Raw genomic sequence first — 11,659 nt, forward strand, 5'->3', positions numbered from 1 at the left:
CCTCAGAATAAGGCGCTCAACATCAACGCCTCCCCTCATCCGCCCTTCGGGCGCCTTCTCCCCTCCATAGAGGAGAAGGGATTGGTGGTTGAGCAATCACCCGCCCCATTGGAAATCCCGCCCTACCCGCGCTAAGCCTCCGCCCATGACGACGAACACGCACTTCACCCATCTCGAATGCTCCATGACCGGCGAGACTTACGAGGACGCCGGTCTGAAAAACCTCTCGGACGTCGGCAAGCCGCTGCTCGCCCGCTATGACCTCGACAAGGCGAAAGGCGCGCTGGACCGCGACGCCATCGCCGCCCGCGATGGCGGCTTCTGGAAATGGCGGGAGCTGCTGCCGGTCCGCGATGAAGCCAATATCGTCCGGCTGGGTGAGATCGACACGCCGAACATCGCGCTCCGCGACACCGCCGCGTGGGCGGGCGCGAAAGCCCCGGTCTGGGCGAAGGATGAAGGGCGCCTGCCCACCGGATCGTTCAAGGCGCGCGGCCTGGCGCTGGCCGTGGCGCGGGCGAAAGAGCTGGGCGCGAAATCGCTGGCCATGCCGACCAACGGAAACGCCGGCGCGGCGCTGGCCGCCTATGCCTCCCGCGCGGGGCTGACCTCGGCCTGTTTCTGCCCGGCCGACACGCCGGAAGTGAATGTGCGGGAGATCGCGCTGCAGGGCGCGAAGGTCTGGCGCGTGAACGGCTATATCACCGATTGCGGCAAGCTGGTGGGCGAAATGAAGGACCGCTTCGGCTGGTTCGATGTCTCCACCCTGAAGGAGCCCTACCGGATAGAGGGCAAGAAGACGATGGGGTACGAACTGGCCGCCCAGATGGGCTGGAAGCTGCCCGACGCCATCTTCTACCCCACGGGCGGGGGCACCGGCCTGATCGGCATGTGGAAGGCGTTCGACGAGATGGAAAAGCTCGGCTGGATCGGCCCGGAGCGCCCCAGGATGATCGCCGTGCAGGCCGAGGGCTGCGCCCCCATCGTCCGCGCCTATGAGAACGGCGAGGAACACGCCGAGTTCTGGAACGGCGCCCGGACAAAGGCCATGGGCATCCGCGTGCCCGCCGCCATCGGCGACTTCCTGATCCTGCGCGCGGTGCGCGAATCCGGCGGCTTCGCGATTTCCGTGAATGAGGACGAGATCGAGACCGCGCGCCGCGAATGCGGCCACCGCGACGGTCTCCTCCTTTGCCCGGAGGGCGCGGCCACTCTCGCCGCCCAGAAGAAGGCGATTGCGGAGGGCCGGATCGACGCCGACGCATCCGCCGTCCTCTTTAATTGCGGCTCGGGACTGAAATACGAGATGCCCGATCAGAGCGGCTCGCTCGACAAGGACGCCCCGATTGACTACGCCGCGCTGGCCGAAGAACTGGAGCGCGCCTGATGATCGAACGCTATGCCCGTCCCGAACTTGTAGAAATCTGGTCCCCGGAATCGAAATACCGCATCTGGTTCGAGATCGAGGCCCATGCCTGCGACAAGCTGGCCGAGCTGGGCGTGATCCCGGAAAGCGCCGCCAGACAGGTCTGGACCGCGAAGGACGCGACGTTCGACATCGCCCGCATCGACGAGATCGAGCGCGAGGTGAAGCATGACGTCATCGCCTTCCTGACGCATCTGGCCGAGATCGTGGGCGAGGACGCCCGCTTCGTGCATCAGGGCCTGACCTCCTCCGACGTTCTGGACACCACGCTGTCGGTGCAGCTGGTCCGCGCCACGGACATTCTCCTCACCGGCGTCGACCGCATCCTGGCAGCGCTGAAGAAACGCGCTTTCGAGCACAAGATGACGCCGACCATCGGCCGCAGCCACGGCATCCACGCCGAACCGGTGACGTTCGGCCTCAAGCTCGCCGGCTATTACGCCGAGTTCAGCCGCGCCAGGACCCGCCTTGAGACCGCGCGCGAGGAAATCGCCGTCTGCGCCATCTCCGGCGCTGTCGGCACCTTCGCCAATATCGACCCGGCGGTGGAAGAGCACGTGGCGAAAGAGCTCGGCTTGAAGCCCGAGCCGGTCTCCACTCAGGTCATCCCGCGCGACCGCCACGCCGCCTATTTCGCCGCGCTGGGCGTCGTCGCCTCCTCCATCGAGCGGCTGGCGACCGAAGTTCGCCATCTGCAGCGCACCGAGGTTCTGGAGGCCGAGGAGTTCTTCTCCAAGGGCCAGAAGGGCTCGTCGGCCATGCCGCACAAGCGCAACCCGGTCCTGACCGAGAACCTCACGGGCCTTGCCCGCCTTGTCCGCTCCGCCGTGACCCCTGCCATGGAAAACGTCGCCCTCTGGCATGAGCGCGACATCTCCCATTCCTCGGTCGAGCGCGGCATCGGCCCGGACGCCACCACGCATCTGGATTTTGCCCTGCAGCGGCTGGCCGGGGTGATCGAGAATCTGGTCGTCTATCCTGATCGGATGCAGGCCAACATGGACAGGATGGGCGGGCTGCATAACTCCCAGCGCGTCCTGCTGGCGCTGACGCAGGCCGGGGCGAGCCGCGAGGATTCCTATCGCCTGGTCCAGCGCAACGCGATGAAGACCTGGGCCGGCGAGGGCGACCTTCTGGACCATCTGCTGGCCGACGACGATGTCCGCAAGCATCTGGACGAGGACCAGCTCCGCGCCCTCACCAATCTCGACTTCCACTTCAAGAACGTGGCCGTCATCTTCCAAAGGGTGTTCGGAGAGGCATGACCGACGAGGAGCAGATCCGCGCGGCGGTGACGGAGATGTACGCCATGGTCTCCGGCGCCGCGGGTCCGCGCGACTGGTCGAAACAGAACGAAGTCTTCCACCCGGACTCCCGCCAGATCCGCACCGGCATCGGCGAAGACGGCCGCATGTGGGCGCAGGCCTTCGACCGCGACGAATACCGCGAAAACGTCGAGCCCTTCTTCGAGAAGACCGCTTTCTACGAGATCGAGCTGGGCTCCGAGGTCCGCATCTTCGGCAATATCGCCCATGTCTGGAGCGCCTATGAAGCGCGCACCGCGCTGGACGACGAAACGCCCGAGCGCCGCGGTATAAATTCCATCCAGCTCCTGAAAGACCCGGACGGCAAATGGCGCATCATTTCCATGATCTGGGACAATGAGCGGGAGGGGCTGAGCCTTCCCGCGATTGGGGACTAGTCAGCTTTTCAGGAACATCCATCCCCGCCTTCCGGTTCTGACATATAATCGAGACAGAACTGTCATGGAGATTTGCGGACCAGGATGTTCGAGACTTTCGCCCAATACCCCCTGGCTGAACCCACGCTGCGCCTACTGATCGCGGCGGGGCTGGGCATGGTGATCGGGATCGACCGGGAATTCCGCGATCACGAGGCCGGGCTGCGCACCCATATGCTGGTGTCGCTGGCCGCCGCGGCCTTCGCGGTGATCACGCTGCAACTGGCGGCGGATTCAAATGCGCTGGGCGAGGCCAGCCGGGCCGACACGCTGCGCATTATCGAGGCGGTGACCGCCGGCGTCGCCTTCCTCGGCGCCGGGGCGATCATTCATTCCAGCGGTGACGTGCGCGGCCTGACGACCGGCGCCTCGATGTGGCTGTGCGGGGGAATCGGCGTGGCCGCCGGGGCCGGCTATTTCGGAATCGCGGCGGTCACGACGGCCATCGGATTCGTCATCCTCAGCGTCGTGCGCATTGTCGAAAAACGCGCCCGCAAGACCCTGAAGAAAGAGCCGAAGGTCGACTGATCAGCTGGCGGCGACCTGCGCCCGCGCCTCGGCCAGAAGTTCTTCCATTTTCCGCTCGATCTGGTGATCGGACTGTTCGACGTTCGCGGCGTCGAAATCGCGGCGGATCTTGCGGAAAACATCGTGGTCGCCCGCTTCCTCGAAGTCGGAAACGATGACTTCCTTGGCATAGGCTTCGGCCTCCGCCTCAGACTTGCCCATCAGCTTCGCGGCCCACAGACCCAGCAGCTTGTTGCGGCGGGCCTGCGCCTTGAATTCCATTTCCTGATCGTGGGCGTACTGGGCGTCGCGGCCCTTCTTGCGTTCGTCGAAGATAGACATGTTTCTTAATTCGTCTCGCTGGCGCTGACCCGCAAGGGGCATGGAAATTTCTCTCTGGTTAGCCCCGCTGGAAACCGGAATCAATCGTGCGCTGCGCAGCGTTGCGGCGCAGCACCGCCTCCGCTAGGTTCCGCCCTGAATCGACCATGGTCTGGAAGCGCCCTTTAAACGCGCGCCGGACCGCCTTACCGCAAAGGGCGCCTGGGGCCATCGAACGGCGCGGCTGATGTCCGCGAACCCTTGATGCTTCCAAGCGTTTCTTGTTTAGGAGCGCCCGTCATGTCACGCCGCAAGAAGATCTACGAGGGCAAGGCCAAGATCCTCTATGAGGGTCCCGAACCCGGCACGCTGGTCCAGCACTTCAAGGACGACGCGACCGCCTTCAACAACCAGAAGCGCGGGACGCTGGAGGGCAAGGGCGTCCTCAATAACCGGATTTCCGAGTTCGTGTTCACGCATCTGGAGCGCGCCGGAATCCCGACCCATTTCATCCGCCGCCTGAACATGCGCGAGCAGCTGATCCGCGAAGTGGAGATCATCCCGATCGAGGTGGTCTGCCGCAACGTGGCCGCCGGCTCGCTGTCCAAGCGGCTGGGCCTTGAAGAGGGCGAGCCCCTGCCCCGCTCCATCGTCGAGTTCTATTACAAGAATGACGAGCTGGGCGATCCGATGGTCGCCGAGGAGCACATCACCGCGTTCAACTGGGCCACCACCCAGGAGATCGACGACCTGATGGCGCTGACCCTGCGCGTGAACGACTTCCTGTCGGGCATGTTCGCCGCGGTCGGCATCCGCCTGGTCGATTTCAAGCTGGAATATGGCCGCCAGTATGACGGCGACATGATGCGCATCATCCTGGCCGACGAAATCAGCCCCGATTCCTGCCGCCTCTGGGACATGGACACCGGCGAAAAGATGGACAAGGACCGTTTCCGCCGGGATCTGGGCGGCGTGACCGAGGCCTATGCCGATGTCGCGCGCCGTCTGGGCGTCATGAAGGACCAGCCCAATCTCCGCCTTGTCGAGGAAGAAGAAGAAGACGCATGAAAGCCACCGTACACGTCAAGCTGAAAGCCGGCGTTCTGGACCCCCAGGGCAAGGCCATCGCGCACGCCCTCAATTCTCTGGGCTATGACGAAGTGTCCGGCGCCCGCGTCGGCAAGGAAATCACGCTGGAGCTGGCCGAAACCGACAAGGCAAAGGCCGAGGCCCGGGTCACCGAAATGTGCGAGAAACTGCTCGCCAATACGGTGATCGAACGCTTCGACATAGACATTCAGGACTAGCTTCCTAACTGTCTCGCATCCGCCCCGCGCGCGCCGATGCGCGGCGGCGAAAAACAGGTCCGCAGGAATTTGCGGACACAGCGGTTCTTGTTTTGGAACCGTGCGCGGCTTTATCCCTTTATCCAAGGGACGCGCCTGGTCGCGTTTTCGCCCATTGATTGTCGCCGCCCGACTATAGGTGAATGACTGATACTGAAACGCTAGCCGGCGAGATTTCGCCGATGACCGCCGTGGCCGAAGAATATCTGCGCGGCAGGCGCTGCGTGGTGAAGGTCGGCTCCGCCCTTATCTACCCGGACGGCGAAGGTCCGGATATGGATACGCTGCGCGGCATCGCCGAGGATATCGCCGCTCTGCGCAAGGCCGGCACCGCAGTCGTGCTGGTCTCTTCCGGCGCCGTCGCCGCGGGCCGCAGCCTGATGGGCTCCAAGAAGCGCCCCAAGCGGCTGGAGGAGAAACAGGCCCTCGCCGCGCTGGGCCAGCCGCATTTGATGCGCGCCTGGTCGGAAACCTTCGCGAAGATCAATCTTCGCGTCGCGCAGGGCCTGCTGACGCTGGACGACACGGAAAACCGCCGCCGCTGGGTGAACGCGCGAAATACGTTCAACCGCTTGATCCGCTACGGCGCCATCCCCATCGTCAATGAACACGACACCGTGGCGACCGACGAAATCCGCTATGGCGACAATGACCGCCTGGCGGCCCGCGTGGCGCAGCTGGTCAGCGCGGATTCGCTGCTTCTGCTGTCGGATATCGACGGCATGTACACCGCGAACCCGGCCGACGATCCCGACGCCCGCCGCATGCAGGTGATCGAGGAGATCACGCCGGAGATTTACGCCATGGCCGGCGGTCCCGGCTCCAGCGTCGGCACGGGCGGCATGAAGTCCAAGGTGGACGCCGCGCGCATCGCCACCGCGGCCGGGTGCGCCGTGGCCATCGCGCCGGGCAAGCCGGAACATCCGGTGACCGCCCTGCGCAATGGCGGCAACTGCACCTGGTTCCTGCCGCACGTGAAGCCGGAGACGGCGCGGCGGCAATGGATCGCCCACGCCATCCGCGACGACGGCGCCATCATCATCGATGAAGGCGCGGAGACGGCGCTGAAGGAAGGCAAGAGCCTGCTGCCTGTCGGCATCACCGACGTGAAGGGTGATTTCGACAAGGGCGACACGGTGCGTATCGAAAATGAAGAGGGCGCGGTCCTCGCCCGCGGCCTTGTGGCCTATCGCGCTTCCGACGCCTACCGGCTGATCGGGGCGCAGAGCGAGGAAATCGAGGAGCGGCTCGGCTTTATCGGCCCGGTCGCGCTGATCCATCGCAACGATCTGGTGTTAGTCACAGATGACCAAAGCTGAAACGAATTTGACCCCCGACATGAACAAGATGGGCCTGGACGCCAAGCGCGCTTTTGCAAAGCTGCGCGGCGCCGGCCCGGAAACCCGCACGAAAGCGCTGAAGGAAATCGCCAGGGCGATTGAAGCGGCCCGCGCGGACATCCTGAAAGCCAATGAAGAGGACGTGGCCGCAGCCAAGGAGGCCGGCCTGTCCAAGGCGAAGGTCGACCGCCTGATCCTCAATGACGAGCGGATCGACGGTCTTGTCTCCTCCGTGGAGGCCATCGCCGGGCAGGACGACCCAGCCGGCGAGGAGCTGGCCCGCTGGAAGCGCCCGAACAGGTTGGACATCGCCCGGGTCCGCGGCCCCATCGGCGTCATCGGCATGATCTACGAAAGCCGGCCCAACGTCACCGCCGACGCCGCCTCGCTCTGCGTGCGGTCCGGCAATGCGGTGATGCTGCGCGGCGGACGCGATGCGCAACATTCCAGCGCGGCGATTCACGGCGCCGTCCAGAAGGGTCTGGAAGCCGCCGGCCTGCCCAAGGAAGTGGTGCAGCTGGTGCCGCCGCAGGACCGCGCCCTGGTGGGCGAGATGCTGGGCGGCCTGAACGGCGCCATCGACCTGATTATCCCGCGCGGCGGGGCCAGCCTTGTCGAGCGCGTTCAGAACGAGGCCCGCGTGCCGGTTCTGGGCCACCTTGAAGGCCTCTGCCACATGTATCTCCACCCTTCCGCCGATTCGCAGAAGGCCACGGAAATCGTGGTCAATTCCAAGCTGCGCCGGACCGGCGTCTGCGGCGCGCTGGAAACGCTTCTGGTTGACCGCAAGGTGGCCGAAGACCTGCTGCCCAAAGTGGCGGCTGCGCTGGAGGAAAAGGGCTGCGAGCTGCGCGGCGATGCTGAAGCCCGCAAGATCGTCCCCTCCATGAAGGAAGCGAGCGAGGAAGACTGGCGCACCGAATATCTGGACGCGATCCTGGCGGTGAAAATCGTCGACGATCTCGACGCCGCGGTTGAACACATCGCCGAATACGGCTCCCAGCATACCGAGGCGATCATCGCCGAGGACAAGGACGCCGCCGAGGACTTCATGGCGCAGATCGACAGCGCGATCGTCTTCTGGAACGCGGCCACGCAATTCGCCGATGGCGGCGAGTTCGGCATGGGCGCCGAAATCGGCATTGCCACGGGCCGCCTGCACGCCCGCGGCCCGGTCGGCGCGGAACAGCTGACCACCTTCCGCTACGTCGTGCGCGGCGACGGCCAGACGCGGCCCTAGGCCGCCCGTCCCCGCCTTGATCCTGTTTAAAACGCCGCTCCCGCGTGGAGCGGCGTTTACTTGTTTCAGAGCGCCAGAAAGCGCACATAGCAGGCTCGCGACTCGCAACCCAAGCTGCTAAACCCCGCGCCATGAAATCTGCCGTCATCGTATTCCCGGGCTCCAATTGCGACCGGGACGCCTTCGAAGCCATCAAGCTGATCACCGGCGAAGCGCCGGCCATGGTCTGGCACCGGGAAACCGAACTGCCGGACGGGGTCGACTTCATCCTGGTGCCCGGCGGGTTTTCCTATGGCGACTATCTCCGCTCCGGCGCCATCGCCGGCCGCTCCCCCATCATGCGCGAAGTGGTCAGCGCCGCCGACAAGGGCGTGGCGGTCATGGGCGTCTGCAACGGCTTCCAGACCCTGACCGAGACGGGCCTGCTGCCGGGCGCGCTGCTGCGCAACGCCAACCTGCATTTCGTGTGCAAGGAACAACCCCTGGAGATCGCAAACTCCAACACGCGCTTCACCTCCGCCTATTCGGGGACGCGCGACACGGTCATCCCGGTCGCCCATCACGACGGCAACTATTTCGCCGACGAGGCGACGCTGGACCGGCTGGAAGGCGAGGGCTGCGTGGTGTTCCGTTACCAGGGCAATCCCAACGGCTCGGCCCGCGACATCGCCGGCGTCACGAACGAGGCCGGCAACGTCATGGGCCTGATGCCCCACCCCGAGCGCGCCGTGGACCAGACCCATGGCGGAACCGGCGGCCGGGCCGTCTTCGAAAGCCTTCTGGGGTCGGTTTGATGACGGAGACGCTTTCGGGCGCGACCCAGAGCGGCGCCGAGCTGACCGAAGCCCTGCGCCGCGAACGCCTTTCCGCCTACGGACGCCTGCGCGGCGGTTTTCCCATTCCGCTGGCCGGAACCGTCTACTGGCTGTGCCTTGGCCTGGCCGGGTATGTCCTGCCGCTGGAGCAATGGTCGATGGCCGCCTTCGTGGGCACGGGCGCGATCTTTCCGCTGGCGCTCCTGTTCGCGAAGATCTTCAAAAACTCCTTTCTGAAGGACCGCACGGCCGTCACCAGCGTGCTGGTCCCCGCGTTCGCATCCATGCTGCTGTTCTGGCCCATGGTCATCGCGGCGATCCAGGGCGGGCCGGAGCTGATCCCGCTGATCCTTGCGATCGGTCTTTCCATTCACTGGCCCGTGATCGGCTGGAGCTATGGCCGCGCGCCGGTATTCATCGGCCATGCCGTGATCCGGGCGCTGCTGGTGTTCGGCATCTGGATGCTGCTGCCCGAGGCGCGGCTTACCCTGCTGCCCTTCTCGGTCTCCGCCGTCTATCTGGCGACCGTGATCTTCATCTATTTCGATTCCCGACGTTTCAGAGCCACGACATGACCGAATACGCCCCCGACATTACCCCCGAAATCGTCGCCGAGCATGGCCTGACGGACGAGGAATACGGCATCATCCTGGACCGCATGGGCCGGGCGCCGAACCTGGTGGAGCTGGGCATTTTTTCGGTGATGTGGTCGGAGCATTGCTCCTACAAATCCTCCCGCATCCACCTGTCGAAATTCCCGACCAAGAATGACCGGGTGATCTGCGGGCCGGGCGAGAATGCCGGCGTGATCGATATCGGCGACGGACAGGCCGCCATCTTCAAGATGGAGAGCCACAACCACCCGTCCTATATTGAGCCCTATCAGGGCGCGGCGACGGGCGTGGGCGGCATTCTGCGCGACGTCTTCACCATGGGCGCGCGGCCCGTGGCGCTGATGAACGCGCTGCGCTTCGGCTCGTCCGACCATCACAAGACGCGGTCCCTCGTCTCCGGCGTGGTGGCGGGCATCGGCGGTTACGGCAATTGCGTCGGCGTGCCGACGGTTGGCGGCGAGACCAATTTCGACACCGGCTATGACGGCAATATTCTGGTCAACGCGATGTGCGTGGGCCTCGCCGATCAGGACAAGATTTTCTACTCCGCGGCGCGCGGCGCGGGCGATCCGATCCTCTATGTCGGCTCCAAGACCGGGCGCGACGGCATCCACGGCGCGACCATGGCCTCCGCCGAGTTCGACGATGATTCCGACGAGAAGCGCCCGACCGTTCAGGTGGGCGATCCGTTTACCGAGAAACTGCTGATCGAGGCGTGCCTGGAGCTGATGGCGACCGACGTAATCGTCGCCATTCAGGACATGGGCGCGGCGGGCCTGACATCCTCCTCCGTCGAGATGGCGGGCAAGGGCGGCGTCGGGATCGAGCTGAACATGGATGACGTGCCCCAGCGCGAAGACGCCATGACGGCCTATGAGATGATGCTCTCCGAAAGCCAGGAGCGGATGCTGGTCATCCTGAAGCCCGGCAAGGAAGCCGAGGCCAAGGCCATCTTCGAGAAATGGGAGCTGGACGCCGAGGTGATCGGCCACACCACCGACACCGGCCGCATGGTCCTGAAGCATCACGGCGAGACGGTCTGCGACATCCCGCTGGACCCGCTTTCCGAGGACGCGCCGAAATATGACCGCCCGCACACCCCGACCCCGCGCGGCAAGGTGATGGACGCAGGCGATGCGCCTGAGCCTGCGGATTACGGCGAGGCGCTGCTGAAGCTGGTCGGCTCTCCCGATCTCGCCTCCAAGCGCTGGATCTGGGAACAGTATGACCGCCACGTCATGGCGGACACGGTCGACAGCTCACAGTCGGGCGGCGACGCGGCCATCGTGCGCGTGCACGGCACGGACAAGGCGCTGGCCATCACGACCGACTGCACGCCGCGCTACTGCAAGGCCGACCCGTATGAGGGCGGCAAGCAGGCGGTGGCGGAAGCCTATCGCAATCTCTCCGCCGTCGGCGCGACCCCCATCGCCATCACCGACTGCCTGAATTTCGGCAATCCGGAACGGCCCGAAATCATGGGCCAGTTCGTGGGTTGCGTGGAAGGCATGGCCGAGGCCTGCAAGGACCTCGACTTCCCGGTCGTGAGCGGCAATGTCAGCCTTTATAACGAGACGCGCGGCGCCGGCATCCCGCCCACCCCGGCCGTTGGCGGCGTCGGCCTGATCGGCGATGTGACGAAGCACGCCGGCATCGGCAATGCGAAGGACGGCGACACGCTGCTGCTGGTTGGCGAGACGGTCGGCCATCTGGGCCAGTCGCAATATATGCGAATCCTGCACGGCAATACGGACGGCGCGCCGCCGCCGGTGGACCTCAGCGTCGAGCGCTGGCTGGGCACGTGGGTCCGCAAGGCCATCGAGCGGGGGGTGGCGACCGCGGTGCATGACCTGTCCGACGGCGGCCTCGCCATCGGCGCGGCGGAAATGGCGCTGGGCGCGAAGCTGGGCCTCAAGCTTGGCGCGTCGCCCAAGGGCGCCGCCACCCATGGCTGGCTGTTCGGCGAGGACCAGGGCCGCTACCTGATCGCAGCCCAAGGCGAGGCGCTGAAGCTGCTGCTGGAAAAGGCCGAGGAGCACAGCGTGCCCGTTCTGCAAATCGGGACGTTCGGCGGGCAGCGATTCCAGATGGGCGAGCTGATCGACGTATCGCTGGAAGATCTGCGCAAGGCGCACGAAGACTGGCTGCCGGGCTACATGGCGGCTCCCACGCTCCAGACTGAAGCGGCTTAGCCCATTAAGTCCCCTCGCCCCGTCGAGGGGGAGAGGGTTTTGAGGCTCCAAATCTAAAAGATTTGGAAAGCCGAAAGGGTGAGGGGGCGGCTCTCAGGATATAGCGCGCCCTTTCCA

General features: G+C 65.2%; 12 protein-coding genes. 11 read left to right on the forward strand and 1 reads right to left on the reverse strand.

The features are described 5' to 3' along the window. Nucleotides 1–145 precede the first annotated feature (145 nt). The 4 genes from L338_RS15925 (at nucleotide 146) to L338_RS15940 (ending at nucleotide 3,695) form a co-directional block, all read left to right on the forward strand. Nucleotides 146–1,387: a threonine synthase gene (locus L338_RS15925; protein WP_022699408.1), complete on the forward strand. Its 1,242-nt coding sequence runs from the start codon at nucleotides 146–148 to the stop codon at nucleotides 1,385–1,387. Next, the gene (gene purB, locus L338_RS15930) at nucleotides 1,387–2,691 is read left to right on the forward strand and encodes an adenylosuccinate lyase (protein ID WP_022699409.1); all 1,305 of its coding nucleotides are present in this window, start codon (nucleotides 1,387–1,389) and stop codon (nucleotides 2,689–2,691) included. The genes L338_RS15925 and purB overlap by 1 nt, the downstream gene beginning before the upstream one ends. Next, the gene (locus L338_RS15935; RefSeq protein ID WP_022699410.1) at nucleotides 2,688–3,128 is read left to right on the forward strand and encodes a Cif family virulence factor; all 441 of its coding nucleotides are present in this window, start codon (nucleotides 2,688–2,690) and stop codon (nucleotides 3,126–3,128) included. Before purB ends, L338_RS15935 begins: the two co-directional genes overlap by 4 nt. 84 nt (nucleotides 3,129–3,212) lie before the next feature. Next, the gene (locus tag L338_RS15940) at nucleotides 3,213–3,695 is read left to right on the forward strand and encodes an MgtC/SapB family protein (RefSeq protein WP_022699411.1); all 483 of its coding nucleotides are present in this window, start codon (nucleotides 3,213–3,215) and stop codon (nucleotides 3,693–3,695) included. On the opposite strand, the gene L338_RS15945 is transcribed toward L338_RS15940, so the two are convergent. Continuing rightward, nucleotides 3,696–4,016, reverse strand: a complete 321-nt coding sequence (locus L338_RS15945) for a DUF1476 domain-containing protein (RefSeq protein ID WP_022699412.1) — start codon at nucleotides 4,014–4,016, stop codon at nucleotides 3,696–3,698. Between the two features lie 279 nt (nucleotides 4,017–4,295). Between L338_RS15945 and purC the strand changes: the two genes are divergently transcribed. From purC to purL, 7 genes are all read left to right on the forward strand, one after another. Next, entirely contained in the window at nucleotides 4,296–5,063 is a 768-nt protein-coding gene (gene purC / locus L338_RS15950; RefSeq protein ID WP_022699414.1) for a phosphoribosylaminoimidazolesuccinocarboxamide synthase, read from the forward strand. Next, complete coding sequence (gene purS, locus L338_RS15955; protein ID WP_022699415.1) at nucleotides 5,060–5,302, forward strand: phosphoribosylformylglycinamidine synthase subunit PurS; 243 nt, start codon at nucleotides 5,060–5,062, stop codon at nucleotides 5,300–5,302. Before purC ends, purS begins: the two co-directional genes overlap by 4 nt. 221 nt (nucleotides 5,303–5,523) lie before the next feature. Beyond that, complete coding sequence (gene proB / locus L338_RS15960; protein WP_022699416.1) at nucleotides 5,524–6,660, forward strand: glutamate 5-kinase; 1,137 nt, start codon at nucleotides 5,524–5,526, stop codon at nucleotides 6,658–6,660. After that, nucleotides 6,647–7,921, forward strand: a complete 1,275-nt coding sequence (locus L338_RS15965) for a glutamate-5-semialdehyde dehydrogenase (protein ID WP_022699417.1) — start codon at nucleotides 6,647–6,649, stop codon at nucleotides 7,919–7,921. Before proB ends, L338_RS15965 begins: the two co-directional genes overlap by 14 nt. A 131-nt stretch (nucleotides 7,922–8,052) precedes the next feature. Further along, on the forward strand, nucleotides 8,053–8,715 hold the full coding sequence (gene purQ / locus L338_RS15970; RefSeq protein ID WP_022699418.1) for a phosphoribosylformylglycinamidine synthase subunit PurQ: 663 nt from the start codon (nucleotides 8,053–8,055) through the stop codon (nucleotides 8,713–8,715). Further along, nucleotides 8,715–9,311, forward strand: coding sequence for a DUF7010 family protein (locus tag L338_RS15975; RefSeq protein WP_022699419.1), 597 nt, complete (start codon nucleotides 8,715–8,717; stop codon nucleotides 9,309–9,311). The genes purQ and L338_RS15975 overlap by 1 nt, the downstream gene beginning before the upstream one ends. Further along, nucleotides 9,308–11,542 (forward strand): phosphoribosylformylglycinamidine synthase subunit PurL, encoded by a 2,235-nt coding sequence (gene purL / locus L338_RS15980; RefSeq protein ID WP_022699420.1) that lies wholly within the window; start codon nucleotides 9,308–9,310, stop codon nucleotides 11,540–11,542. The genes L338_RS15975 and purL overlap by 4 nt, the downstream gene beginning before the upstream one ends. The last annotated feature ends 117 nt before the right edge of the window (nucleotides 11,543–11,659 follow it).

Origin of the sequence: Euryhalocaulis caribicus (assembly GCF_000412185.1) — a bacterium.
GTDB lineage: Bacteria > Pseudomonadota > Alphaproteobacteria > Caulobacterales > Maricaulaceae > Euryhalocaulis > Euryhalocaulis caribicus.

Excerpts from the sequence above, each read along its gene's own strand:
- L338_RS15935 (WP_022699410.1), top strand. The coding sequence starts at position 2,688 with ATGACCGACGAGGAGCAGATCCGCGCGGCGGTGACGGAGATGTACGCC.
- purL (WP_022699420.1), top strand. The coding sequence starts at position 9,308 with ATGACCGAATACGCCCCCGACATTACCCCCGAAATCGTCGCCGAGCAT.
- purC (WP_022699414.1), top strand. The coding sequence starts at position 4,296 with ATGTCACGCCGCAAGAAGATCTACGAGGGCAAGGCCAAGATCCTCTAT.
- purS (WP_022699415.1), top strand. The coding sequence starts at position 5,060 with ATGAAAGCCACCGTACACGTCAAGCTGAAAGCCGGCGTTCTGGACCCC.
- purQ (WP_022699418.1), top strand. The coding sequence starts at position 8,053 with ATGAAATCTGCCGTCATCGTATTCCCGGGCTCCAATTGCGACCGGGAC.
- purB (WP_022699409.1), top strand. The coding sequence starts at position 1,387 with ATGATCGAACGCTATGCCCGTCCCGAACTTGTAGAAATCTGGTCCCCG.
- proB (WP_022699416.1), top strand. The coding sequence starts at position 5,524 with ATGACCGCCGTGGCCGAAGAATATCTGCGCGGCAGGCGCTGCGTGGTG.
- L338_RS15975 (WP_022699419.1), top strand. The coding sequence starts at position 8,715 with ATGACGGAGACGCTTTCGGGCGCGACCCAGAGCGGCGCCGAGCTGACC.
- L338_RS15945 (WP_022699412.1), bottom strand. The coding sequence starts at position 4,016 with ATGTCTATCTTCGACGAACGCAAGAAGGGCCGCGACGCCCAGTACGCC.
- L338_RS15940 (WP_022699411.1), top strand. The coding sequence starts at position 3,213 with ATGTTCGAGACTTTCGCCCAATACCCCCTGGCTGAACCCACGCTGCGC.
- L338_RS15925 (WP_022699408.1), top strand. The coding sequence starts at position 146 with ATGACGACGAACACGCACTTCACCCATCTCGAATGCTCCATGACCGGC.
- L338_RS15965 (WP_022699417.1), top strand. The coding sequence starts at position 6,647 with ATGACCAAAGCTGAAACGAATTTGACCCCCGACATGAACAAGATGGGC.